The sequence below is a fragment of the Vogesella amnigena genome, assembly GCF_042648905.1.
Taxonomy (GTDB): Bacteria; Pseudomonadota; Gammaproteobacteria; order Burkholderiales; family Chromobacteriaceae; genus Vogesella; species Vogesella amnigena.
Window position 1 is genome coordinate 1 of sequence record NZ_JBHRYH010000041.1, and the last position, 22864, is coordinate 22864.

A 22864-nucleotide genomic window follows, 5' to 3' on the forward strand; every position below is an offset into this window, starting at 1 on the left:
ACCGATGATCTGTTCTTCTGTGAAACGTTTCTTCATGTCCAATCTCCGTGTCATGGTGGATTGGACTCTAAAGTCACGTGCTACTCAATACCGGGGGGACGTCGATGCCCTAGAATGGCCGCAGTCGGTAATGGCAGGCCCTTGTGGTGCCTGCGCGGGAAGCGAGCAAATGGACCTCAAGCAGATCGAGTATTTCGTCAAGGTAGCGGAGCTGGGCAGCTTTACTCGTGCCGCCATTGTGCTGGACATTGCGCAGCCGGCGCTGAGCCGGCAGATCCGCCAGCTTGAGGTGGAGCTGCGTCAGACGCTGCTGCTGCGCAATGGACGCGGGGTGACACTGACCGAAGCCGGCAAGCTGCTGCTGGAGCATGGCCGTGGTGTGCTGCACCAGGTGGAGCGCACGCGCGAGGAGCTGGGGCGCGTGCGTGGCGCACTGGCTGGCAAGGTGGCGCTGGGCTTGCCGCCCAGCCTGTCGCGGGTGCTGTCGGTACCGCTGTCGCGTGCTTTCCGTAGCAGGCTGCCGGATGCCTCGCTGGCGATACGCGAAGGCTTGTCGGCCAATATGCTGGAAGCGCTGCGTAACGGCCGGCTGGATATCGCATTGCTGTATAACCCGGTGCCGTCGGCGGATATCGATATCCTGCCGCTGTGCGACGAGCAACTGTATCTGGTGGAGCTGGCCGGTGATGATGCCACCGACGGGCCGCTGCCGCTGGTCGGCCTGGCAGCACGGCCGCTGGTGATTCCCTCGCAGCCACACGCCATTCGCATGCTGGTGGAGTCGGAACTGGGCGCGCGTGGCCTGCGGCCAACAGTGGCGCTGGAGATAGACAGCGTGCCGGCGATTCTGGAGCTGGTGGCAGACGGCGCCGGTAGCGCGGTGCTGTCGCGGCTGGCGGTTTCCAGCAGTGACAAGGCCGGCAAGCTGCGACTGCGGCAGATTGGCGAGCCGGGGCTGAAGAGCCGGCTGGCGCTGGCGGTCAGCTCGCACCGGCCCAGTACGCTCACCCAGCAGGCGATGCAGGACATGCTGCGCGAGATGGTGCCGGCTATCGTGGCAGGGCAGCCTTTGCCGGGCAGGAGCTGAGCTGCAAGATATATCAAACTGATATATCTATTAGTTAGCTATCCATATTTTTCAGCATGGCGGGCAGGTGGATACTGCAGCCATGCAGACACCAATTCCTACCCTGTTCATGCGCGGCGGCACGTCGCGCGGGCCGTTCTTCAAGGCAGCCGATCTGCCGGCCGACGAGGCACTGCGCAACCGCGTGCTGCTGGCGGTGATGGGCTCGCCCGACCGTCGCCAGATCGACGGCCTGGGTGGCGCTAACCCGCTCACCAGCAAGGTGGGTATCGTTGACCTGGGCAGCCAGCCGGGCATCGACCTGACCTTCCTGTTTGCGCAGGTAACGCCGGACAAGGACACCGTCGATACCACCCCCAACTGCGGCAACATGCTGGCGGCGGTAGTGCCGTTCGCGCTGGAAACCGGCATGGTGCAGCCGCAGGGCGAAACCAGCACCTTCCGCGTGCTGACACTGAATACCGGCATGGCCTGCGACGTGACCGTGCAAACCCCGGGCGGTCGCGTGCGCTACGACGGCGATGCGCGCATCGACGGCGTGCCGGGCACCTCGGCGCCGATCACCATCAACTTCCTGGATACCGCCGGCTCGGTGTGTTCCGGCCTGCTGCCCACCGGCCAGGTGCGTGACACCGTCAGCGTGGACGGTATCGGCCAGATCGACGTCACCTGCATCGACAACGGCATGCCGCTGGTGATGCTGCGTGCAGCCGATGTTGGCCGCAGCGGCTACGAAACCGTGGCCGAGATGAATGCCGATACCGAGCTCAAGACCCGGCTGGAAGCGTTGCGCCTGGTGTGCGGCCAGCTGATGGGCCTGGGCGACGTGAGCACGAAAACCTATCCCAAGATGACGCTGATCGCGCCGCCGCGCGCGCCCGGCGCCAGCCTGACTACCCGCAGCTTCATCCCCCACGTTTGCCATGACGCCATCGGCGTGCTGGCGGCTGTCACCGTGGCTACCGCCTGCGTGCTGGAAGGTGCCGTTACCGCTGGCATCGCCAGCGTGGCCGGCGGCCAGCGCAAGGTGGTGTCGGTGGAGCACCCCACCGGCGAGTTCTCGGTGGAGCTGGAAACCGATGCGGCCAACCCGCAGAACGTTACCCGCGCTGCCCTGCTGCGTACCGCGCGGCTGATCATGCGCGGCGAGGTGATGGTGCCGGCCGCGGTATGGGATGGCAATAAATAGCCGTACCCCCGAACACACACAACGCCCGCGCGGCGCCGCTGCGAAAAACAGAGAGCGACAGCGACCCGTGCCACCCTGTACAGGGCAGGGCAACAGGCTTCACCCCAGGTGCCATAGAGCGCCGCTACTACAAACAACACAACAACGTTGGAGAAGTTCATGTCACAGCAATCCGTCGACGTGCAGGCGTTCATCGACCGGCACCCGTTTTCCCCGTTCCAGTGGTTCGTGTTTGCGCTGTGCTTCTGCATCGTGCTGCTGGATGGTTTCGATACCGCCGCCATCGGCTACGTGGCGCCCTCGCTGCTGAAGGAGTGGGGCCTTACCAAGCCGGCACTGGGCCCGGTGCTTAGCGCTGCGCTGTTCGGCCTGGCGGCCGGCGCGCTGTCCGCCGGCCCGCTGGCCGACCGCTTCGGCCGCAAGAAGGTACTGGTGGCTTCGGTATTCGTGCTTGGCCTGTTCACCTTGCTGTCGTCGCAGGCGGCCAACCTGGAGCAGCTTACCGTGCTGCGTTTCATCACCGGGGTGGGGCTGGGGGCTGCCATGCCCAATGCGGTCACGCTGATGAGCGAGTTCTGCCCGAGTTCGCGTCGCGCGCTGCTGACCAATGCCATGTTCTGCGGCTTTCCGCTGGGTGCGGCGCTGGGCGGTTTCCTGGCGGCGTGGATGATTCCGCACTGGGGCTGGCGCAGCGTGTTCGAACTGGGGGGCATCGTGCCGCTGCTGATGGTGCTGCTGCTGGTGCTGGTATTGCCGGAGTCGGTGCGTTACATGGTGGCCAGGAGCCAGCCGCGCGAGCGCATTGCCGCCGCCCTGGCACGCATCCACATTTCCGCCCGTGACATTGCTGCCTTCCACCAGAGCGAAACCCGCCAGGCGGTAGCCGGCAAGCAGGGTCTGGGCGTGGTGCTGTCGCCGGCCTACCGTACCGGCTCGCTGATGCTGTGGCTGGCCTACTTCATGGGCCTGGTGATCTTCTACGGTGTCATCAACTGGATGCCGGTGCTGTTCAAGGAAAGCGGAATCGACCCGAAAGTGGCGATGCAGATTTCCGCGCTGTTCCCGCTGGGTGGCATTGGCGCCGTGTTCTGCGGCTGGTTGATGGATCGCTTCAACGCTGACCGCATCATCGCCATCGGCTTTGCGCTGACCGCGCTTTCCATTTACGCCATCGGCCAGTCGGTGGGCGATGTCGGCCTGCTGATGGTGGTGGTGTTCGTTGCTGGCACGGTGATGAACACCGCACAGTCCTCGCTGCCGGCCTTGGCCGCAGCGTTCTACCCGACACAGGGCCGCGCCACCGGGGTGTCGTGGATGCTGGGCATCGGCCGCTTTGGCGGCATTGCCGGCTCCTTCCTGGTGGCCGAGCTCACCCGCCGCCAGCTTGGTTTCGACCAGGTGTTCCTGGTGCTGGCCATCCCGGGCCTGATTGCCGCCGTGGCGCTGTTCGTCAAGCAGCGCGCGCATCCGGAGAGTAATAGCAAGCCGGTGGCTTCCGCCACGCTGGGGCACTAATCGCCGCTAACAACACCCCTGATCCTGCGTTGCGCCTCCTTGCCGTACTACTTGTACTGTCTGCGTCGGCGCGCCTTGGCTCAGGTGCTCTGCGAGGTGTTGCTAGCAGCGCTACCCAGCAATTGAAGAAGTATCGCGCCGCGGGGCCGGCCACCAGCCGCCCGCTGTAACCGACCGTACCGGTCCCGCCTGTTTCAGGAGTAAAAGCATGATCATCGACATTCACGGCCACTACACCACCGCGCCCAAGGCGCTGGAAGACTGGCGCAAACGCCAGGTGGACAACCTGGCCACCCCGGAGCTGGGCCCCAAGGTGTCCGAGCTGAAGATCAGCGATGACGAGCTGATTGATACCATCGAAAGCAACCAGCTGCGGCTGATGAAGGAACGCGGCGCCGATCTGACCATCTTCAGCCCGCGTGCCAGCTTCATGGCGCACCACATCGGCGACTTCAACACTTCGTCCACCTGGGCGGCGATCTGCAACGAGCTGTGCTACCGCGTGGCGCAGCTGTTCCCGGACAACTTCATCGGCGCCGCCATGCTGCCGCAGAGCCCGGGCGTTGACCCGGCCAGCTGCATCCCGGAGCTGGAAAAGTGCGTCAACGATTACGGCTTCGTCGGCATCAACCTCAACCCGGACCCGTCCGGCGGCCACTGGACCAGCCCGCCGCTGTCCGACAAGCAGTGGTACCCGATCTACGAAAAGATGGTGGAGTACGACATCCCGGCGATGATCCACGTGTCCACCAGCTGCAACTGCGCGTTCCACACCACCGGCGCGCACTACCTGAACGCCGACACCACCGCCTTCATGCAGTGCCTGACCTCGGACCTGTTCAAGGACTTCCCGACGCTGAAGTTTGTGATTCCGCACGGCGGCGGCGCGGTGCCCTACCACTGGGGCCGCTTCCGTGGCCTGGCGCAGGAGCTGAAAAAGCCGCTGCTCAAGGATCACCTGCTGAACAACATCTTCTTTGACACCTGCGTTTACCACCAGCCGGGCATCGACCTGCTGACGAAGGTGATTCCGGTGCAGAACGTGCTGTTCGCCTCCGAGATGATCGGCGCCGTGCGCGGCATCGATCCGGAAACCGGCCACTACTACGACGACACCAAGCGCTACATCGAGGCGGCCAACCTGACTGCAGACGAGCGCCACCAGATCTACGAAGGCAACGCCCGCCGCGTGTATTCGCGACTCGACGCAGCACTCAAGGCCAAGGGCAAGTAAGGAAACCGACATGACACAAGCCATGAATCAACTGGGAGTGGTAAAGCGCCATATCGAGCGCGCCGATCCGGCCGCCGTCGCCAAGCTGGCGCAGTTCGGCGTTGCCACCATTCACGAAGCCATGGGCCGCGTCGGCCTGATGAAGCCGTACATGCGCCCGGTTTATCGTGGCGCCAAGATCTGCGGCACTGCCGTTACCGTGCTGCTGCAGCCGGGCGACAACTGGATGATGCACGTGGCTGCCGAGCAGCTGCAGCCTGGCGATGTGGCGGTAGCCGCCTGCACCACCGACAACGAAGACGGCTTCTTCGGCGACCTGCTGGCCACCAGCTTCCAGGCACGCGGTGCCAGGGGGCTGATCATCGACGGCGGCGTGCGTGACGTGGAAGAGCTGGAAAAGATGGGCTTCCCGGTATTCAGCCGCGCCATCAACGCCAAGGGCACCATCAAGGCCACGCTGGGTTCGGTGAACATCCCGGTGATCTGCGCCGGCGCGCTGGTGAACCCGGGCGATGTGGTGATTGCCGACGTGGACGGCGTGGTGGTGGTACCGGCGGCGATTGCGCAGCAGGTGGCCGATGCGGCAGAGAAGCGCGAGAGCTTCGAAGGCGAGAAACGCGCCAAGCTGGCTGCCGGCGTGCTGGGCCTGGACATGTACCAGATGCGCGAGCCGCTGGAAAAGGCCGGTCTGCGTTACATCGACTGAAGCGGCGCCATGCCGCAAGGTTGGCCGCATGCGGCCAACCATAAGTAAGGATCGCATCATGCAATTTCAGAAAACCCCGGGCTGGCTGGACTGGTATCAGGGCCCCAGCCAACCCAGGTTCAAACTGCCGGCCGGCGCGGTGGATGCCCACTGCCACGTGTTCGGCCCCGGCGAGGAATTCCCCTACGCGCCGGAACGCAAGTACACCCCGTGCGATGCCAGCAAGCAGCAGCTGTTTGCCTTGCGCGACCAGCTGGGCTTTGCCCGCAACGTGATCGTGCAGGCCACCTGCCACGGTGCCGACAACCGCGCGCTGGTGGATGCGCTGCTGCACTCCGATGGCAAGGCACGTGGCGTGGCCACCGTGCGCCGCGATGTCAGCGACGAGGCGCTGCAGGCCATGCACGCTGCCGGCGTGCGCGGCGTGCGCTTCAACTTCGTCAAGCGGCTGGTGGACTTCACCCCCAAGGATGAGCTGATGGAGATCGCCGGCCGTATCGCCAAGCTGGGCTGGCACGTGGTGATCTACTTTGAAGCTGTGGACCTGCCCCAGCTGTGGGACTTCTTCAGCGGCCTGCCCACCACTGTAGTGGTGGACCACATGGGCCGCCCGGATGTCAGCAAGCCGGTGGACGGCCCGGAGTTTGAACTGTTCCTCAAGTTCATGCGCGACAACCCGAATGTGTGGAGCAAGGTAAGCTGCCCGGAACGGTTGTCGCTCAGCGGCCCCAAGGCGCTGGATGGCGAGCAGGCGGCCTATCGTGATGTGGTGCCGTTTGCGCGCCGCGTGGTGGAGGAGTTTCCGGATCGCGTGCTGTGGGGCACCGACTGGCCGCACCCCAACCTGAAGGACCATATGCCGGACGATGGCCTGCTGGTGGATTTCATCCCCCATATCGCCCCCACGGCCGAGCTGCAGCAGAAGCTGCTGGTGGACAACCCGATGCGCCTGTACTGGCCGGAACAAGTGAAGGGCTGAGCGATGTCGCTGCAAAAACCGTACAAGGACATTCCCGGTACCGTGATTTTCGATGCCGACCAGTCGCGTCTGGGCTACTGGCTGAACCAGTTCTGCATGTCGCTGATGAAGGCGAACAACCGCGCCCGCTTCAAGGCCGACGAGCGCGCCTACCTGGACGAGTGGGCAATGAGCGAGGAGCAGAAGCAGGCGGTGCTGGATCGCGACCTGAACCGCTGCATCGCGCTGGGCGGCAATATCTACTTCCTGGCCAAGATCGGCGCCACCGACGGCAAGAGCTTCCAGCAGATGGCCGGCAGCATGACCGGCATGACGGAAGAGGAATACCGCGACATGATGCTGGCCGGCGGCCGCTCCGCCGAGGGCAACCGCTACCTGGGCGAGGACGGCGATGCACAGCCGCAGCACCAGCCGCAGGGCAAGGCCGGGCAGGCAAACACTGGAGACAAGCACTGATGGCACGCATTACCGCATCCGTTTACACCTCGCACGTGCCGGCCATCGGCGCCGCGCTGGACCTGGGCAAGGCGCAGGAGCCGTACTGGCAGCCGGTATTTGCCGGTTACGACTACGGCAAACAGTGGATCAAGGAACAGAAGCCGGACGTGATCTTCCTGGTCTACAACGACCACGCCACCGCCTTCAGCCTGGACTGCATTCCCACCTTCGCCATTGGCACCGCCGCCGAATTCCAGCCGGCCGATGAAGGCTGGGGCCCGCGCCCGGTACCGGTGGTGAAAGGCCACCCGGAGTTGGCCGCACACATCGCGCAAAGCGTGATTCAGGACGACTTCGACCTCACTATCGTCAACAAGATGGACGTGGACCACGGCCTCACCGTGCCGCTGTCGCTGATGTTCGGCGAGCAGCACCCGCAGCAGGGCGCCTGGCCGTGCGCGGTGATTCCGTTCGCGGTGAACGTGGTGCAGTACCCGGTGCCGTCCGGCCGCCGCTGCTTCCAGCTGGGGCAGGCCATCCGCCGTGCGGTGGAGTCGTTCGACCGCGATCTGAACGTGCAGATCTGGGGTACCGGCGGCATGAGCCACCAGCTGCAGGGCCCGCGTGCCGGCCTGATCAACCGCGAGTGGGACAACGCCTTTCTCGACCGCCTGATCGCCGACCCGGCCGAGCTGGCGCAGCTGCCGCACATCGACTACGTGCGCGAAGCCGGCTCCGAGGGCATCGAGCTGGTGATGTGGCTGATCGCGCGCGGGGCAATGGATGATGTTGCGCAGGGCGCAGGGGCCGACGTCGCCGGTGGCCCGGCGCCCGTAGTGAAGCAGCGCTTCTACCATGTGCCGGCGTCCAACACCGCCGTAGGCCACCTGATTCTGGAAAACCCGCGCTGAGGCAAGGCCTCGCGCAGCAGGAGACAATTCATGAGCAAAACCATCAAGGTTGCGCTGGCTGGCGCCGGCGCCTTCGGCATCAAGCATCTGGATGCCATCAAGAACATCGATAACGTGGAAGTGGTATCGCTGGTTGGCCGCCGCTTTGACGCCACCAAGGAAGTGGCTGACAAGTACGGCATCGCCCACGTGGCCACCGATCTGGCCGAGTCGCTGGCGCTGCCGGAAGTGGACGCGGTGATCCTGTGCACCCCCACCCAGGTGCACGCCGAGCAGGCCATGCAGTGCCTGCGGGCCGGCAAGCACGTGCAGGTGGAGATTCCGCTGGCCGACAGCCTGGCCGATGCCGAGGCGGTGGTAGCGCTGCAGCAGCAGACCGGCCTGGTGGCCATGGTGGGCCATACCCGCCGCTTCAACCCCAGCCACCAGTACGTGCACCGCAAGGTGCAGGCCGGCGAATTCAACATCCAGCAGATGGATGTGCAGACCTACTTCTTCCGCCGTACCAATATGAACGCGCTGGGCCAGGCACGCAGCTGGACCGACCACCTGCTGTGGCACCATGCCGCCCACACCGTGGACCTGTTCGCCTACCAGGCCGGCAGCCCCATCGTGCAGGCCAATGCCATCCAGGGCCCGATCCACCCGGAACTGGGCATCGCCATGGACATGTCGATCCAGCTGAAGGCGGCCAACGGCGCCATCTGCACCCTGAGCCTGTCGTTCAACAACGACGGCCCGCTGGGGACGTTCTTCCGCTACATCGGCGATTCCGCCACCTACATCGCCCGCTACGACGAGCTGTACAACGGCAAGGAAGAGCAGATCGATGTATCGAAAGTGGATGTGTCGATGAACGGCATCGAGCTGCAGGACCGCGAATTCTTCGCCGCCATCCGCGAAGGCCGTGAGCCGAACGCGTCGGTAGCCAAGGTGCTGCCGTGCTACCAGGTGCTGGCCAAGCTGGAACAGCAGCTGAACGCCAGCCTGTAAGGAGTTTGCCCATGCAACAGCGACAACTCGGCCCGTTCACCGTCTCGGCCATCGGCCTGGGCTGCATGAACCTTAGCCACGCCTACGGCACGCCGCCGGCGCCGGAGCAGGCCGAGGCGCTGTTGCTGGCTGCCTTGGACGCCGGCATCACCCTGTTTGATACCGCCGCGCTGTATGGCTTTGGCGCCAACGAGGAGCTGGTTGGCCGCGTGCTGGCACCGCACCGCAGCCGCTTCACCCTGGCCAGCAAGTGCGGCATGACCGGGGTACCCTCTGAAAACGGGCCTAAAAGGGTGATCGACGGCCGCCCGGCCACGCTCAAGAGCACCTGCGAACAGGCGCTGCGCCGGTTGCGCACCGAGGTCATCGACCTCTACTACCTGCACCGCTGGGACAAGCAGGTGCCGATCGAGGATAGTGTGGGCGCGCTGGCCGAACTGGTGCGCGAAGGCAAGATCCACAGCATCGGCCTGTCCGAGGTGTCCGCCGACACCCTGCGCCGCGCGCACGCGGTGCACCCGATCGCCGCGCTGCAGACCGAGTATTCGCTGTGGACGCGCAATGCGGAAATCGCCGTGCTGCAGGCCTGTCGTGAACTGGGGGTGGCATTTGTCGCCTTCAGCCCGCTGGGGCGTGGCTTCCTGGCCGATGGCCTGCCGGACCTGGCTACGCTGGCGGCGCTGGACGGCAAGGACATCCGCCGCGCCATGCCGCGCTTCAGCAGCGACAACCATACGGCCAACCTGGCGCTGCTGTCCGAGTTCCGCGCCATTGCCGCCGAGGCCGGCTGCTCCCCGGCGCAGCTGGCACTGGCCTGGTTGCTGACGCGTGGCGAGCATGTGATCCCGATTCCTGGCACCACCAGCATCGCCCACCTGCTGGAAAACGTAGCCGCCGCCGGCATCCAGCCCGGCGTGGATACGCTGCAGCGGCTGGAAGTGCTGTTCGCCCGTGGCGCGGTGGCCGGTGCGCGTTACAACGCCGCCACCCAGGCCGAGATCGACACCGAGGAATTTGCCGGCTGACCGGCCCGTTGTTTTGCTCTGCCTCGCCCGCCATCGGCGGGCTTTTTTACGCCTGCTGGCTATCCGCCAGCACCTCGGCCACCACCTGCTCCAGCTCGCCGCGCAGCCAGCTGTGTGCCGGGTCGTGGCGATGCTTCAGGTGCCAGATCATGTACATCGGCATGCGGCCAACCCTGGCCGGCAGCGCGCAGTGGCCAAAGCCCTGCATCAGGCCGCGCGCCAGCAGGCCGGGCAGGGTGGCCAGCATGTCGCTGCCCTGCAGAAAGGCCGGGATGCCGGCAAACGATGGCACCGTTACCGCAAAGCGCCGCTCCACACCGCGCGCCGCCAGCTGCTGGTCCACGTCCAGCGGACGGCGCGGGCTGTACAGCACGCTGACGTGCTCTGCCGCCTGGTAATCAGCCAGCCGCAGCGGCGCCGTGCGCACGGCAGCATCGTAGAACACCCGGTAGTCATCCTCGAACAGCCGCTTGTGCAGGATGTCGCTGGCGTCCGGCGGGCGCGGCGAGATCACCAGCTGGCAATCGCCCTCGCGCAACATCTCGGCACGCGGCACGTCGGACGGCAGCACCCGCAGCCGCACCCCCGGCGCCTGCCGGCGCAGCCGCTGCAGCAGCGGTGGCAGCAGCAGATCGCGCTGGAAATCGTTGGCCGCAATGCTGAAGGTGGTATGCAGCGTGGCGGGGTGGAATTCGTCGCCAGCGGCAAAGCGGCGCATGTCGTCCAGCAGCAGCCGCGCATGCAGCGCCAGCGCTTCGGCGCGCGCGGTGGGTACGATGCCGCGGCCGCACTTCACGAACAGCGGGTCGCCGGTGATCTGCCGCAGCTTGCCCAGCAGGTGCGATACCGCCGACTGCGTTACCCCCAGCCGCTGCGCCGCGCCGGTAATCGATTGCGCGTCGAGAATGGCCAGCAGCAGCTGCAGCAGCTTGCCGTCGAGGTGCGAATAATCGAAATCGCTCATGGGTGCTATCAAAGTCCCTGTGTTTATCCGGGTTATTGCTTTGCGGATACTACACATCACACCAAGTGGTAACAAGGAGAAACACCGTGACGCAAGCCAGCAGCTTCAACGTGCCGGGCACCTATCTGTTCGATGGGGACATGGCAATGAAGGGCTACGCCCTCAACAAGATGTGCTTTTCATTCAACAGCGCGGCCAACCGCCAGGCATTTGTCGCCGACGAGGCCGCCTACTGTCGCCAGTTCGGGCTGAACGAGCAGCAGACCCGCGTCATCCGCGAACGCGATGTGCTGGGCCTGCTGGCCGCCGGTGGCAATGTCTACTACCTGGCCAAGTTCGCCGGCATCCTCGGGCTGGACGTGCAGGACCTGGGTGCCGCGCAGACCGGCATGAGCAAGGATGCGTTCAAACAGATGTTGCTGGAGGCAGGGAAATAATCATGGCCAAGATCGTAGGCGGCATTACCACTTCGCACGTACCGGCCATCGGCCGTGCCATCGCTCAGAACCTGCAGCAGGACGGTTACTGGAAACCCTTCTTTGACGGCTTTGCCCCGGTGCAGCAGTGGCTGGACGAGGTGAGGCCGGACGTGGCGGTAGTGATCTACAACGACCACGGGCTGAATTTCTTCCTCGACAAGATGCCCACCTTCGCCGTGGGCGCGGCGGCGCAGTACTGCAATGCCGACGAAGGCTGGGGCATTCCCACCCTGCCGCCGTTTGCCGGCGATGCCGCGCTGTCGTGGCAGCTCATCAACAGCCTGGTGGCCGACGAGTTCGACATCACCAGCTGCCAGGAAATGCTGGTGGACCATGCCTTCTCGCTGCCGATGAAGCTGCTGTGGCCGCAGCATGACAGCCCGCCAGTACGCACCGTGCCGGTGTGCATCAACACCGTGCAGTACCCGCTGCCGTCGGCACGCCGCTGCTACAAGCTGGGCGAGGCCATCGGCCGCGCCATTGGCGGCTGGCCGGACGAGCTGAAGGTAGTGATCATCGGCACCGGCGGCCTGTCGCATCAGCTGGATGGCGAGCGCGCCGGCTTCATCAATAAGGAATTCGACCTGCGCTTCATGGACAGCCTTGCGGCCAACCCGCAGTGGGCAACGCAGTACAGCGTGGAACAGCTGGTGGAATTCACCGGCACCCAGGGCGTGGAGCTGCTGATGTGGCTGGCCACCCGCGCCGCGCTGCCGGGCCAGGTGCGCGAGCTGCATCGCAACTACCATATTCCGATCTCCAACACCGCGGCCGGGCTGATGCTGTTCGATAACTGCTGAGTCGGGGAGGCCTTGCGGCCAACGCCGGGCAGGAACTTGGTAGCCCGGATAAGCCGCAGGCGCACCTGGGGGCGTGAGGGCATGCGATTCCCCGGATGCGCTGCGCTTATCCGGGCTACGCGCTACCACATCCCGATCTCCAACACCGCGGCCGGGCTGATGCTGTTCGATAACTGCTGAGTCGGGGAGGCCTTGCGGCCAACGCCGGGCAGGAACTGGTAGCCCGGATAAGCCGCAGGCGCACCCGGGGTTGTGAAGGTATGCGATTCCCCGGATGCGCTGCGCTTATCCGGGCTACGGTAGCGACATTGCAGGCCGGTAGGGCGGAAGCCCCGGCTTGCCGGGGCGTTCCGCCATGCAAGGTTGGCCGCAAGCCGGCGGAACGCCCTGGCGGGCTTCCGCCCTACATGGGCGCGGGGAACGCGGAAAGGGAAAGCTTATTCCACCTCGTCGAATGGCAGGCCGACGTAGTTCTCGGCAATGGTCTTCAGGCCGGCCGGCGAGCTGGTGTAGTAGTCGTAATCGGTACGCTGCATGCGCTGGTCGAAGGCATCGGCCTCGGGGAAGTCGTGCAGCAAGGTGGTCATGAACCAGGAGAAGCGCTCGGCCTTCCAGATGCGGCGCAGTGCCAGTTCCGAGTATTTCTCCAGCAGGTCGGTACGGCCTTCGCGGTACACCTTCACCAGGATGCGGTACAGGTAGCACACGTCGGAGGCGGCCAGGTTCAGGCCCTTGGCGCCGGTGGGCGGTACGATGTGGGCGGCGTCGCCCACCAGGAACAGTTTGCCGTACTGCATCGGCTCCACCACGTAGCTGCGCAGCGGGGCGATGCTCTTTTCCAGCGACGGGCCGGTAACCAGCTTGTCGGCCACGTCCTGCGGCAGGCGGGTTTTCAGTTCGTTCCAGAAGCGCTCGTCGGACCAGTCTTCCACCTTGTCGGTCAGCGGCACCTGCAGGTAGTAGCGGCTGCGGCTTGCCGAGCGCTGGCTGCACAGCACGAAACCACGCTCGTGCTGGGCGTAGATCAGCTCCTCGTTTACCGGCGGGGTGTCGGACAGCAGGCCCAGCCAGCCAAACGGGTACACGCGCTCGAAGTGGCGCAGCACCTCGGCAGGGATGCTCTTGCGCGATACGCCGTGAAAGCCGTCACAGCCGGCGATGTAGTCGCAATCGAGGCGCACGGTTTCGCCGTTCTTTTCGAAGGTGATGTACGGCTGCTCGCCCTTGAGATCGTGCGGCTGCACATTCTCGGCCTGGTAGATGGTCATGGCACCGCTGGCGGCACGTGCTTCCATCAGGTCGCGGGTGACTTCGGTCTGGCCGTATACCACCACGGTATCGCCACCGGTAAGTGCTTTCAGGTCGATGCGGTCGCGTTTGCCGTTGTAGACCAGCTCGATGCCTTCGTGCACCAGGCCTTCGCGGTCCATGCGTTCGGCCACGCCGGCTTCGCGCATCATGTCCACCATGCCTTGTTCCAGTACGCCGGCGCGGATGCGGCCCAGCACGTAATCCGGGGTCTGGCGTTCCAGAATGATGTTGTCGATGCCTGCCTTGTGCAGCAGCTGGCCCAGCAGCAGCCCGGATGGGCCGGCGCCAATGATGGCGACCTTGGTACGCATGTTCATGTTGACTCCTGTGTGTGTCCCGTTTTGTAGTGGCGCAGTTACATCTGCACCGTGACTGTATTTTTCGTTAGGCATGGCAGACAAAACAGGCAATATCGCGTACAAAAACAGGACTTTTGGAAACAAGCGAGGCAGGTTATGCAGGCTGGGCTCGCCGGGGTGCCGGTATTCAAGCTGTATGGCGAGGGCGGTGACTGGCCGACGGTGGATCTGCTGCATTGCGAAACCATTTCCAGCCGCAGCCAGCTGTATGGCTGGGAGATCGATCGCCACCGCCATGGCGATTTATGGCAGCTGCTGTATGTGCGCAGCGGCCCGGCCGATCTGTACGTGGAAGGGCAGCACACGCGGCTGGAGCAGCCGGCCATCCAGCTGGTGCCGGCACTGTGCGTGCATGGCTTTCGCTTTCAGGCGGCAATCGAAGGCTATGTGCTGACGCTGGCGGCGCCACTGGTGAACCGCCTGCAGGACGAGCTGGGCGTGTGCGCCAGCGTGTTGCAGCAGCCGCACTGCTACCCGGTGGCGCATGGCGGCCGTTATCTGGATACGCTGTTTGCCGCCATTGCCGAGGAGTACGCCAGGCCGGCGCCGGGGCGTGATGTGCTGCTGCGTTCGCTGGTGTGCGCGCTGCTGGTGTGGCTGAGCCGGCAGCTGCCACAGGGCGAGGCGCCAGCGGCGCGGCCGGATCGCGGCAGCCAGCATCTGCAGCGCTTCGTGGCGCTGCTGGAGAAGCATTACCGCGAGCACTGGCCGGTGAGCAGCTATGCGCGCCAGCTGGGGGTATCCACCGCCTATCTGAACGGGGTCTGCCGTCGCCACAGCGGGCAGACGGCATTGCAGCTGATCCACCAGCGCCTGCTGCTGGAGGCCAAGCGCCTGCTGGTGTACACCACGCTGAACGTGAACCAGGTATCGGACCAGCTGGGTTTTTCCGAGCCGGCGTATTTCATCCGCTTCTTCAAGCGCCTCAGCGGGCAGACTCCCAGCCGGCTGCGCAAGGACTGAGCCAGCAGCGGTCACAAGTCACCAGGAGCTGGGTTTTCCTGCGGCACTGCCGCAAAGTTCCCTACGCGATAGGGTAGTGTCCATTCTGTTGTCATGTCTTTAGCATTGCCGGCCTGATTGGTCCCCTGGATGAAGTCATGTCGCTGAGTGCTGCTTTTCAACGCAAGAAAGTCACGCCTTTCCTGGTGCACAAGGACAACGAAGATGATGTCCTGATCTGTAACGAGCGTGGCGCCTTGCCCTGCTTTCTGAAGACGGAGCGGCTGCTGGCCGCCGAGCTGTCGGCAGAGGAGCTGGCGATCATTCGCCGCTTTTACTGGCCGGCGGAAGACTGGCCGGCGTTTTTCCGTCCGCTTGGCGAAGCCGGCATGCTGTACCTGTGTTGCGTGCCGCCGCGCATTGCCGCCGAGCTGGCCACTGTGGCCGAGCAGGGGGCGCTGGCACCGTTGTTGGCCGCACACTATGCCGCCACTGACGATGGTTACAGCTTGCACTCGGCCTACCTGGACGAGTGCGAGCAGATTGCCCTCATGAACGGGGTGCTGCCGCGCAAGCACCAGCTAAACGACTTCGACCGCCTGCTGCTGTCCAGCGCGCTGGATCGCCTGGCCGGCCTGGCGCGGCCGCGCCAGCTGTACCTCAGCATGGTGATGGATACCCGCAACTACTTCTTCTACCGCAAGCATCACGAGCACGTGCCGGGGATGATGTTGCTGGAAGTTGCCCGGCAGGCGATGTATGCCTTTTTCTACCGCTTCAGCCAACTGCAGCGCGGGCAGATTTCGCTGAGCATTGCCAGCCTGGATGTTCGCTTCCATGCATTTGTCGATGCCAATTACCCGGTGCGCCTGCTGGTGCAGGAGCAGGGTAGCGGCATCGGCAAGAGCGAGGTGCATCTGGCGGCCACCCTTTACCAGCGCAACCAGCCGGTGGCGGTGGTCACCCTGAGCGCGAACATCATCGGCATGAAGCTGTTCCGCCGCCTGCGGCTGGTGAAGCAGCTGGAGAGCAGCCGCTTCCTGCCGGAAAAGAACATCTCCCCCAGCATCATCTGCCGCGGCAGCAATGGCGAGTCGCATGATGGCCGGCTGCTGGATTTGTCCGCCGGCGGGCTGTGCGCGGTATTCGCCGCCGATACCCGGCTTGCCGAGGGGGATGTGCTGAGCGGCGTGCTGTTTGTCGAAGGCGAGGGAATGATAGACATGACGGTGCGCGTGGCCTGGTGTCATGACTATCCGAAAGGCTTGCGTGTCGGTTTCGTCATCCAGCACATGGCGCCGGAAATGCGCCGGCGGCTGCTGGAAGCCATCAAGAACTTCACCACCCTCAACACCCGGCGGGAAGTGCTGTGATGGCGGGCAATGCCCCGCAAGGCATGCAGCGCTTTCCGCGGCTGTTCACCCCGCTGCAGGTGCGTGGTGTCCGCTTTGCCAACCGGCTGTTCCTGGCGCCGATGGGGCTGGATCTGGCCACCGCGGATGGCGGCCTCTCCGCCGAACTGCTGGATTTCTACCGCGACATCATCGCCGGCGGCGTGGGCGGCCTGTACCTGAGCAATGCCTCGGTGTCGCGGCAATCGGTGCTGCGTCCCGGCGGGCTGCGGCTGCTGCACGCCAGGCAGGCAGACAGCCTGCGCCCGCTGCTGCAGTTGGCCGCAACGGCCGGCGTGGCTGCCGGCGTACAGCTGCAGCATTACGGCGGCCAGGGCCTGACCACGCACTGCCGCGCCAGCGTGCTGCTGACGCCAAGCGGTATCCCATCGCCAGCCCTGCAGCGGCTGGACCCGCACTACCGGGTACGTGCCATGCAGGGCCGCGACATCGTGCGGCTGCGCCAGCAGTTCGTGCGCGCCGCGCGGCTGGCGGTGGCTGCCGGCAGCCGTCTGCTGCAGCTGCAGGCGTCCAATGGCTATCTGCTGAGCAGTTTTCTCTCTCCGCATAGCAACCGGCGGCGCGATGGCTATGGCGGCAGCATCGAGGCCCGGGCCAGGCTGCTGGCCGAGGTGGTGCGCGATGTGCGCCACGCGGTGGGCGAGGAAGTGGCGCTGGGCGTGCGGCTGCAGATCGACGACCTGATGGGCGCGGCCGGCGTGCAGGTGACGGATATGCGCACCGTGCTGCCGTTGCTGGAGCAGGCCGGAGCCGACCTGATCGAGGCCTCGGTGGGCACGGCAGAGACGTTTGGCCGTTTCTCCGGGCAATGGCAGCTGATGGCGCAGCAACTGCGTGCGCAGGTGGCACAGCTAAGGCAGTACACCACGCTGCCTTTGGGCTTTGCCGGCATGACGGCGGACCTGCCCACCGCGGAGGCGCTGCTGGCCGACGGGGTGTGCGATCTGGTCGGCATGGCCAGGCCGCTGTTTGCCGACAACGAGCTGATCAGCAAGACCCTGCGCGGCGAGGAAGCGCATATCCACCGCTGCCGTTTCGATGGCCTGTGTTTCAAGGACAAACATGACCCGCGGGCGACACGCGTGTACTGCTGCGTCAACCCGCGTTATCTGCGCCCGGCATTCCCCGCCGTTGGCGGCAAGGAAGGACAGTAATGCAAGCATTTGCTGGAAAAGTCGCCCTGGTGACCGGTGGTACCCAGGGCATGGGCTGGAGCGTGGCCCAGGCGTTGGCCGCACAAGGTGCGTCGGTGGTGATCTGCGGCCGCGACCGCGACAAGGGCATGCAGTGCATCGACGCCAGCGGCCTGGGCGAGCGGCTGCTGTTTGTGCCATGCGATACCAGTGTGCCGCAGCAGGTGGCCGCGCTGATGGCGACCATCCGCGAGCGATTCGGCCGCCTGGATTGTGCCTTCAACAATGCCGGCGTCAGCGTGCCGCGTGCCCGGCTGGGGCAGTCGTCGATCAGCGACTGGCAGCGGGTGATCGACATCAACGTCAACGGCTCCTACTACTGCCTGCGAGAGGAACTGGCGCTGATGGCAGCCGGGGACGGTGGCGCCATCGTCAACAATTGCTCGCTGGCCGGCATCACCGCGATTCCGGACCAGGCCGCCTATGTGGCCAGCAAGTTTGCGCTGGTGGGCATGACCAAGGCCGCCGCCATCGAATACGCCCGCCCCACGGAGGGCAGCGCCGTGGTGCGCGTCAATGCGATTGCCCCCGGCCCGATCGAGGGCGGCATGAACAGCGAGGCCAGGCTGCAACAGCACCCGGAGCATACCCGGCGCAAGCTGGCGGTTACCGCCATGCAGCGTTTCGGTACCCAGCAGGAAGTGGCCGACACCGTGTTGTGGCTACTGTCCGGCCAGGCTTCCTACATGACCGGCGCCATCGTGTCGCTGGATGGCGGCGCCAGCGCCGGCAAATTCTGAGGACAAGCATGAGCAAGGTTTTGATTACCGGCGTGAGCAGCGGCATCGGCCACGCGCTGGCCGAGCACTATCTGGCATCCGGCGCCACGGTATACGGCCTGAGCCGCCGCCAGCCGCAGGAGCTGCTGGCGCATCCGCGCTTTCGCTTCTGCCCGGTGGACCTGGCGGTGCCGCTGACGGCGCAGGCCACGCTGCGTCGCTTCCTGCTGGAAACCCAGGGGCTGACGGCGCTGGACCACGTGTTTCTCAACGCCGGGCGCTTCAGCCAGCAGATCGCAAGCCTGAGCGATGTGCCGCTGGCGGACATCCAGCAGCTGATGGACATCAATGTGTGGGCCAACAAGACCGTGCTGGACGTGCTGCTGCACGGCGGCGTGGCGATTCGCAACTGCGTCTTCTCGGCCTCCATTGCCGGGGTGCGCGCCAGGGCGGGCAACAGCGGTTATGCGCTGTCCAAGGCCACGCTGAACATGCTGGCCAAGCTGTATGCGCTGGAGCACCCGCAGGTGTTCTTTGCCGCCATCGGCCTGTGCAGTGTGGATACCCCGTTGTCGCAGCAGGTGCTGGCGTTGCCGCTGGCGGGCGATTTTCCCGCCATCGCCGCGCTGCGCCAGCGCAGCGACGAGCCGGGCTACCTGGCCAGCCCGCAGCAGCGCGCGCGTCAGCTGGATCAGCTGTTGCAGGGCCGTTTGCAGCAACAGCTGGCCAGTGGTGATTTTGTGGAAATCCGCAGTCTGCTGCAGTGAATGCAGCGACTGCCTTGAAAAAAAGGAAGCAAAGATGAAAGTACTGGTAATTGCCGCCCACCCCGATCTGGCCTCGTCCCGGGTTTGCCGCCACTGGCTGCAGGATCTGCAGCAGCAGCCGCAAGTGACGGTGCACGACCTGGCTGCCCGTTATCCGGATGGCGCGCTGGATATCGCGCATGAACAGGCGCTGCTGCTGCAGCACGACCGTTACGTGCTGCTGTTCCCGCTGTACTGGTATTCGGCACCGGCGCTGTTGAAGCACTGGATGGATCAGGTATTGCTGCCCGGTTTTGCCTACGCCACCGGTGGTGACAAGCTGCATGGCAAGCAGTGGGTGATCTGCACCTCGGTGGGCAGTTCCGAGCGCGCCTACCGGGCCGGCGGCTACAACCACTTCACGCTGGACGAACTGCTGCGTCCCTTGCAGCAGTCGGTCAACTACACCGGGGGCATCTACCTGCCGCCGTTCAGCCTGTACCGCTCCATTGTCGCCAGCGAGGATGACATCGCCCGCAGCTCGGCGCGCCTGCAGCAGTACGTGCTTGGTGACTTCAACCCGGTACGCGAGCATGACCAGCTGGTAACGGACTCGATGGGCGCACTGCAGCAGCGCTTCCTGCAGGCTGCCGCGCTGGCCGGCGCCGCGCAGTAGGGCGGGCTGGCGATGTTCCATCTGCTGGCAACGCTGCCCGGGGCGCCGGGGGCGGATGCCTTTGTCTGCCACTTCCACGAGGCGCATCAAATACCGGTTCGCGCCGAAGGCAGCCAGGTGTTGGCCGCAGTGGCCGCCATGAGCGGACGCGAGGATGCGGTGATCCGCGCGCTGATCGCGGTGCGTGAATGGCCGGGCCGCATGCGGCAACGCCTCGGGCTGGGCCGCGGCAGGGTGGGCGCCCCCTTCGGGCTGGCAGATTTCGTGCCACTGGGGGGCGATGGCCACAGCTGGTGTGCTTTCGGCCTGGCCGGGCGCTTCTGGCAGGCCGATTACGGGCTGGTGGCACTCGACAGCGCCGAGGCGTTCTACCGCCATGCCCAGCCCGGCGTAGCCAAGCTGGTGTTGCTGTTCCATGTTCGCCAGACCGGGGCGGGGCAGGTAATGCTGACTACCGAAACCGGCATTCATTGCCCGGATCCGCAGGAGCGCCGCTGGATGACGGCCTACTGGTGGCTGATCCGCCCGGCCAGCGGCTGGATAAGGCAGCGCATGCTGCGCCAGATCCGGCGCCAAGCGGAGCGCGGCGCGGCTGGCTGAGTTGCCCTGGCTGCTATACCCATCACCAGTGGGCGCCGCGAAAAGCGCCAGCGCGCAGCTACCGTTTGCGCGCTGGCTCGCCTGGAAATCCGGGTTTTCGCGGCGTCCTTCCATTTTCCTGTTTGCAAGGCATATCCATGACCATTCTGCTGTTTGGCCTGCTGCTGTTTTTTGGTATCCACCTGCTGCCTGCCATGCCGCGCCTGCGCGGCGCGCTGCTGCGTCGCCTGGGGCCGTTGTACTACCGGGCCGGCTTCAGCCTGCTGGCGGCTGGCGGCCTCGCCCTGGTAGTGCTGTCCTATGTGCCGCATGCCGGCGGCGGCCTGATTGCCGATGCCAGCGCGCGGCAACTTGCCGGTCTGCTGATGCCGCTGGCCATGGTGCTGATCGTGGCAGCGCAGCTGCCGGGGCATCTGCGGCGCTGGCTGCGGCACCCCATGCTGCTGGGCGTGTTGTTGTGGGCGCTTGGCCATCTGCTGGCTAATGGCGGCCAGTTTACGGGGCTGCTGCTGTTCGGCAGCTTTGCCGGCTATGCGTTGCTGGCTGCCTGGCTGCAGCAGCGCCGTGGCTGGTCTGCCGGCAGCCAGACGGCACGCTGGCAATTCGACGTGCTGGCCGTGCTGGCTGGCGTTTCGGCCGAGGTGCTATTGCGCAGCTGGCATGCGCTGCTATTCGGGGTGGGGCTGGTATAGGCTGATGCTGGCACTGGTCAGGTGGCGGCTGTCCGCCGCCTGCGCATCCAGCAGTTGCAGCTGCATCGCCTTCACCACCGCATCCACCCGGTTGCCGGCATCAAGCAGGGCCAGCAGGCGGCCAACGTGATACTTCACGTTGTCTTCCGAGGTTTCCAGGATCCGGCTGATTTCCCAGTTGGTCTTGCCCAGTGACAGCCAGTGCAGCACTTCCCGCTGCCTGGGTGTCAGCCGGGGGGGCGCCGGTGGCATGGCCGGGGCATGCTCGGCCTGCGCAGACAGCGCACGCAGCAGGGCCAGGTGCAGGTGGGGCGTCAGGCAGCGCATCAGCGCGACATGCCGTGGCCCCAGCTCCGCCCGGATGCGGTGAAAACTGAAATAGCTGCCCTGCGTGCTGCCGATATCGGTGTGACCATGGCTGAGCAGGTTGACCAGCTCGAAGGTGCGGGCATGGGCCAGCATGCTTTCGGGCCAGTGCGGCTCCGGGTCATGCAGGTTGATGGCCATCGGCTCGCGGTGCTGGCACCAGTAGGCCAGCGCCGGGCTGCACAGGCTGCCGTCCGCCTGGCGGATCTGCGCCAGGTAGGCGGCAGGAAAGTGGTGCAACAGCATATGGCGTGGCCGCACGCTGCCCTGGCTGATCTGTACGATGCCGCAGGCCATGCATTCATGGGCCAGCAGCTGCTGGAAGATGCCATCCAGGCAGCCGAAGAACTGGCTGATGGTGGCCACTTGTTGCAAGGCATCAATGACCTTTACCAGGGTCAGTTGTTCGGCAGGGGCAAGGTGTTGCGCAAGCATCATGAATATGCATTTTGAGTAAAACGCAATTCTACCCGGTTTTGCCGGTGCCGTTGCATGCGTCGGGCATCAGCTGTGAGATGACGGCCAGCCAGTCGCCAGCCAAAGGGCTTCATGGCCAGTCGGCATAGTTGCGGATGATGCTGGTTTCCGGGCTGCTGGGGTGCTTGGCCGCGGTGCGGTAGCGCGCCGGGCTCAGCCCGGTGTTGTTGCGGAAGAAGCGGCTGAAATGGGTGGTGCTGCGAAAGCCCAGGTCGGCGGCTACCTGTTCGATGGTCAGGCCGGAGCGCAGCAGCCGCAGGCAGGCTTCGTGCGTGAGACGGTTGTGCAGCAGCGCCAGCGGGCTGCGCTGCAGGGTGCGCATGCAGATATCGTGCAGCCGGTCGTGCGAGATACCCAGCGCACGGGCGTAGTCGGCGATTTTCCAGTGCTCGCGCAGGTGCAGTTCGGCCAGGTGGCGATAGCGCATCAGCAGTGCCGAATCGGTGCTGTGCGCCTGCTGGCTGACATCTTCCATGCCGGATAGCCGCCAGCAGTGGATCAGCAACAATGACAGGTGGGCGCCAAGAAACCGCCACGATGCCTTGCCGCCGCGCTTGAGCTCGCGCTCGATGCTGCGGCAGGACTGCGCCAGTTCCTCCAGCGCCTCGCGGTCGTCCAGCTGGTTCTGCAGCACACGGCGCTCGGCAAGATAGCGCAGTGGCACCGATTCCGCGCTCTGGCCCACGGCTTCCTTCACCAGCAGGTCGGACAGCGACAGCAGGTAGCCGGCACTGCCGGCATTGACGCGCAGATAGCCCTGTGGCGGCACTTCCACCCAGGCCAGCGCCGGTGCCTGCAGCTGCAGGCTGTCCTTGCCCAGGCCCAGCTGCGCGCTGCCGCTTAGCAGCAGGATGGCGGCATGCGCGGTGGCATGGCGGCCGTTGGCCAGCGCGTAGCGGCGCGCATCCAGCGTGGTGTCGATACGGTGGGCAGCAGCATTGCTGTTGATGTGCTGCCAGTAGTCAGTGGTGATGGGCATGATGGCCAGGCAGGACAGGGCGGCCTTGCCATGATAACGGCAGGCCGCCCTGTTTGCGCAGCAGTGGTTTGT

24 protein-coding genes are annotated in these 22864 nt (G+C 65.2%); 20 read left to right on the forward strand and 4 right to left on the reverse strand.

Annotated features, from left to right (window positions below; genetic code table 11):
* The first annotated feature begins 169 nt into the window (after window positions 1-169).
* From ACFOKJ_RS13180 to ACFOKJ_RS13225, 10 genes are all read left to right on the forward strand, one after another.
* Window positions 170-1087 carry a LysR substrate-binding domain-containing protein gene (locus tag ACFOKJ_RS13180; protein ID WP_390280331.1) on the forward strand — a complete coding sequence of 306 codons (918 nt, stop codon included), beginning with the start codon at window positions 170-172 and terminating at the stop codon, window positions 1085-1087.
* Window positions 1088-1169: 82 nt separating this feature from the next.
* The gene (locus tag ACFOKJ_RS13185; RefSeq protein ID WP_390280333.1) at window positions 1170-2276 is read left to right on the forward strand and encodes a 4-oxalomesaconate tautomerase; all 1107 of its coding nucleotides are present in this window, start codon (window positions 1170-1172) and stop codon (window positions 2274-2276) included.
* 159 nt (window positions 2277-2435) lie between these two features.
* Window positions 2436-3791 carry an MFS transporter gene (locus tag ACFOKJ_RS13190; RefSeq protein ID WP_390280335.1) on the forward strand — a complete coding sequence of 452 codons (1356 nt, stop codon included), beginning with the start codon at window positions 2436-2438 and terminating at the stop codon, window positions 3789-3791.
* Window positions 3792-3999: 208 nt separating this feature from the next.
* Window positions 4000-5025: an amidohydrolase family protein gene (locus ACFOKJ_RS13195; protein ID WP_390280337.1), complete on the forward strand. Its 1026-nt coding sequence runs from the start codon at window positions 4000-4002 to the stop codon at window positions 5023-5025.
* Between the two features lie 10 nt (window positions 5026-5035).
* The gene (gene ligK / locus ACFOKJ_RS13200; RefSeq protein WP_390280339.1) at window positions 5036-5731 is read left to right on the forward strand and encodes a 4-carboxy-4-hydroxy-2-oxoadipate aldolase/oxaloacetate decarboxylase; all 696 of its coding nucleotides are present in this window, start codon (window positions 5036-5038) and stop codon (window positions 5729-5731) included.
* 58 nt (window positions 5732-5789) lie between these two features.
* Window positions 5790-6710 (forward strand): amidohydrolase family protein, encoded by a 921-nt coding sequence (locus ACFOKJ_RS13205; RefSeq protein WP_390280341.1) that lies wholly within the window; start codon window positions 5790-5792, stop codon window positions 6708-6710.
* A 3-nt stretch (window positions 6711-6713) separates the two neighbouring features.
* Window positions 6714-7166, forward strand: a complete 453-nt coding sequence (ligA, locus tag ACFOKJ_RS13210; RefSeq protein ID WP_390280343.1) for a protocatechuate 4,5-dioxygenase subunit alpha — start codon at window positions 6714-6716, stop codon at window positions 7164-7166.
* Window positions 7166-8059: a class III extradiol dioxygenase subunit beta gene (locus ACFOKJ_RS13215; protein ID WP_390280345.1), complete on the forward strand. Its 894-nt coding sequence runs from the start codon at window positions 7166-7168 to the stop codon at window positions 8057-8059. Before ligA ends, ACFOKJ_RS13215 begins: the two co-directional genes overlap by 1 nt.
* A gap of 30 nt (window positions 8060-8089) precedes the next feature.
* Window positions 8090-9052: a Gfo/Idh/MocA family oxidoreductase gene (locus tag ACFOKJ_RS13220; protein ID WP_390280347.1), complete on the forward strand. Its 963-nt coding sequence runs from the start codon at window positions 8090-8092 to the stop codon at window positions 9050-9052.
* A gap of 11 nt (window positions 9053-9063) precedes the next feature.
* Entirely contained in the window at window positions 9064-10077 is a 1014-nt protein-coding gene (locus ACFOKJ_RS13225; protein ID WP_390280349.1) for an aldo/keto reductase, read from the forward strand.
* A 46-nt stretch (window positions 10078-10123) separates the two neighbouring features.
* Here the strand turns inward: ACFOKJ_RS13225 and ACFOKJ_RS13230 are convergent, their stop codons facing one another.
* The gene (locus tag ACFOKJ_RS13230) at window positions 10124-11041 is read right to left on the reverse strand and encodes a LysR family transcriptional regulator (protein ID WP_390280352.1); all 918 of its coding nucleotides are present in this window, start codon (window positions 11039-11041) and stop codon (window positions 10124-10126) included.
* A gap of 86 nt (window positions 11042-11127) precedes the next feature.
* Here ACFOKJ_RS13230 and ACFOKJ_RS13235 point away from each other — a divergent pair, with 86 nt between their 5' ends.
* Both ACFOKJ_RS13235 and ACFOKJ_RS13240 read left to right on the forward strand, forming a co-directional pair.
* Window positions 11128-11478: a protocatechuate 4,5-dioxygenase subunit alpha gene (locus ACFOKJ_RS13235; RefSeq protein WP_390280354.1), complete on the forward strand. Its 351-nt coding sequence runs from the start codon at window positions 11128-11130 to the stop codon at window positions 11476-11478.
* A 2-nt stretch (window positions 11479-11480) separates the two neighbouring features.
* Window positions 11481-12320 carry a class III extradiol dioxygenase family protein gene (locus ACFOKJ_RS13240; RefSeq protein ID WP_390280356.1) on the forward strand — a complete coding sequence of 280 codons (840 nt, stop codon included), beginning with the start codon at window positions 11481-11483 and terminating at the stop codon, window positions 12318-12320.
* A 437-nt stretch (window positions 12321-12757) separates the two neighbouring features.
* On the opposite strand, the gene pobA is transcribed toward ACFOKJ_RS13240, so the two are convergent.
* The gene (pobA, locus tag ACFOKJ_RS13245; protein WP_390280358.1) at window positions 12758-13948 is read right to left on the reverse strand and encodes a 4-hydroxybenzoate 3-monooxygenase; all 1191 of its coding nucleotides are present in this window, start codon (window positions 13946-13948) and stop codon (window positions 12758-12760) included.
* Between the two features lie 138 nt (window positions 13949-14086).
* Here pobA and ACFOKJ_RS13250 point away from each other — a divergent pair, with 138 nt between their 5' ends.
* From ACFOKJ_RS13250 to ACFOKJ_RS13285, 8 genes are all read left to right on the forward strand, one after another.
* Window positions 14087-14953: a helix-turn-helix domain-containing protein gene (locus tag ACFOKJ_RS13250; protein ID WP_390280360.1), complete on the forward strand. Its 867-nt coding sequence runs from the start codon at window positions 14087-14089 to the stop codon at window positions 14951-14953.
* 137 nt (window positions 14954-15090) lie between these two features.
* On the forward strand, window positions 15091-16305 hold the full coding sequence (locus ACFOKJ_RS13255; RefSeq protein WP_390280362.1) for a PilZ domain-containing protein: 1215 nt from the start codon (window positions 15091-15093) through the stop codon (window positions 16303-16305).
* Window positions 16305-17498 carry an oxidoreductase gene (locus ACFOKJ_RS13260; protein WP_390280364.1) on the forward strand — a complete coding sequence of 398 codons (1194 nt, stop codon included), beginning with the start codon at window positions 16305-16307 and terminating at the stop codon, window positions 17496-17498. The genes ACFOKJ_RS13255 and ACFOKJ_RS13260 overlap by 1 nt, the downstream gene beginning before the upstream one ends.
* Window positions 17498-18277, forward strand: a complete 780-nt coding sequence (locus ACFOKJ_RS13265) for an SDR family NAD(P)-dependent oxidoreductase (protein WP_390280366.1) — start codon at window positions 17498-17500, stop codon at window positions 18275-18277. Before ACFOKJ_RS13260 ends, ACFOKJ_RS13265 begins: the two co-directional genes overlap by 1 nt.
* Window positions 18278-18285: 8 nt before the next feature.
* On the forward strand, window positions 18286-19023 hold the full coding sequence (locus ACFOKJ_RS13270) for an SDR family NAD(P)-dependent oxidoreductase (protein WP_390280368.1): 738 nt from the start codon (window positions 18286-18288) through the stop codon (window positions 19021-19023).
* 34 nt (window positions 19024-19057) lie between these two features.
* On the forward strand, window positions 19058-19678 hold the full coding sequence (locus tag ACFOKJ_RS13275) for an NAD(P)H-dependent oxidoreductase (RefSeq protein ID WP_390280370.1): 621 nt from the start codon (window positions 19058-19060) through the stop codon (window positions 19676-19678).
* Window positions 19679-19690: 12 nt separating this feature from the next.
* Complete coding sequence (locus ACFOKJ_RS13280; protein ID WP_390280372.1) at window positions 19691-20278, forward strand: hypothetical protein; 588 nt, start codon at window positions 19691-19693, stop codon at window positions 20276-20278.
* A 137-nt stretch (window positions 20279-20415) separates the two neighbouring features.
* A complete protein-coding gene (locus ACFOKJ_RS13285; RefSeq protein WP_390280374.1) occupies window positions 20416-20970 on the forward strand; it encodes an NnrU family protein in 555 nt (184 codons plus the stop codon).
* On the opposite strand, the gene ACFOKJ_RS13290 is transcribed toward ACFOKJ_RS13285, so the two are convergent.
* Both ACFOKJ_RS13290 and ACFOKJ_RS13295 read right to left on the reverse strand, forming a co-directional pair.
* A complete protein-coding gene (locus ACFOKJ_RS13290; RefSeq protein WP_390280376.1) occupies window positions 20947-21774 on the reverse strand; it encodes a helix-turn-helix transcriptional regulator in 828 nt (275 codons plus the stop codon). The genes ACFOKJ_RS13285 and ACFOKJ_RS13290 overlap by 24 nt on opposite strands.
* 109 nt (window positions 21775-21883) lie before the next feature.
* Window positions 21884-22792, reverse strand: coding sequence for a helix-turn-helix domain-containing protein (locus ACFOKJ_RS13295; RefSeq protein ID WP_390280378.1), 909 nt, complete (start codon window positions 22790-22792; stop codon window positions 21884-21886).
* Window positions 22793-22864: the final 72 nt, after the last annotated feature.

Coding starts and splice junctions, on each gene's coding strand:
- ACFOKJ_RS13180 (WP_390280331.1), top strand. CDS start 170: ATGGACCTCAAGCAGATCGAGTATTTCGTCAAGGTAGCGGAGCTGGGC.
- ACFOKJ_RS13185 (WP_390280333.1), top strand. CDS start 1,170: ATGCAGACACCAATTCCTACCCTGTTCATGCGCGGCGGCACGTCGCGC.
- ACFOKJ_RS13190 (WP_390280335.1), top strand. CDS start 2,436: ATGTCACAGCAATCCGTCGACGTGCAGGCGTTCATCGACCGGCACCCG.
- ACFOKJ_RS13195 (WP_390280337.1), top strand. CDS start 4,000: ATGATCATCGACATTCACGGCCACTACACCACCGCGCCCAAGGCGCTG.
- ligK (WP_390280339.1), top strand. CDS start 5,036: ATGACACAAGCCATGAATCAACTGGGAGTGGTAAAGCGCCATATCGAG.
- ACFOKJ_RS13205 (WP_390280341.1), top strand. CDS start 5,790: ATGCAATTTCAGAAAACCCCGGGCTGGCTGGACTGGTATCAGGGCCCC.
- ligA (WP_390280343.1), top strand. CDS start 6,714: ATGTCGCTGCAAAAACCGTACAAGGACATTCCCGGTACCGTGATTTTC.
- ACFOKJ_RS13215 (WP_390280345.1), top strand. CDS start 7,166: ATGGCACGCATTACCGCATCCGTTTACACCTCGCACGTGCCGGCCATC.
- ACFOKJ_RS13220 (WP_390280347.1), top strand. CDS start 8,090: ATGAGCAAAACCATCAAGGTTGCGCTGGCTGGCGCCGGCGCCTTCGGC.
- ACFOKJ_RS13225 (WP_390280349.1), top strand. CDS start 9,064: ATGCAACAGCGACAACTCGGCCCGTTCACCGTCTCGGCCATCGGCCTG.
- ACFOKJ_RS13230 (WP_390280352.1), bottom strand. CDS start 11,041: ATGAGCGATTTCGATTATTCGCACCTCGACGGCAAGCTGCTGCAGCTG.
- ACFOKJ_RS13240 (WP_390280356.1), top strand. CDS start 11,481: ATGGCCAAGATCGTAGGCGGCATTACCACTTCGCACGTACCGGCCATC.
- pobA (WP_390280358.1), bottom strand. CDS start 13,948: ATGAACATGCGTACCAAGGTCGCCATCATTGGCGCCGGCCCATCCGGG.
- ACFOKJ_RS13250 (WP_390280360.1), top strand. CDS start 14,087: ATGCAGGCTGGGCTCGCCGGGGTGCCGGTATTCAAGCTGTATGGCGAG.
- ACFOKJ_RS13255 (WP_390280362.1), top strand. CDS start 15,091: ATGTCGCTGAGTGCTGCTTTTCAACGCAAGAAAGTCACGCCTTTCCTG.
- ACFOKJ_RS13260 (WP_390280364.1), top strand. CDS start 16,305: ATGGCGGGCAATGCCCCGCAAGGCATGCAGCGCTTTCCGCGGCTGTTC.
- ACFOKJ_RS13265 (WP_390280366.1), top strand. CDS start 17,498: ATGCAAGCATTTGCTGGAAAAGTCGCCCTGGTGACCGGTGGTACCCAG.
- ACFOKJ_RS13270 (WP_390280368.1), top strand. CDS start 18,286: ATGAGCAAGGTTTTGATTACCGGCGTGAGCAGCGGCATCGGCCACGCG.
- ACFOKJ_RS13275 (WP_390280370.1), top strand. CDS start 19,058: ATGAAAGTACTGGTAATTGCCGCCCACCCCGATCTGGCCTCGTCCCGG.
- ACFOKJ_RS13280 (WP_390280372.1), top strand. CDS start 19,691: ATGTTCCATCTGCTGGCAACGCTGCCCGGGGCGCCGGGGGCGGATGCC.
- ACFOKJ_RS13285 (WP_390280374.1), top strand. CDS start 20,416: ATGACCATTCTGCTGTTTGGCCTGCTGCTGTTTTTTGGTATCCACCTG.
- ACFOKJ_RS13290 (WP_390280376.1), bottom strand. CDS start 21,774: ATGATGCTTGCGCAACACCTTGCCCCTGCCGAACAACTGACCCTGGTA.
- ACFOKJ_RS13295 (WP_390280378.1), bottom strand. CDS start 22,792: ATGCCCATCACCACTGACTACTGGCAGCACATCAACAGCAATGCTGCT.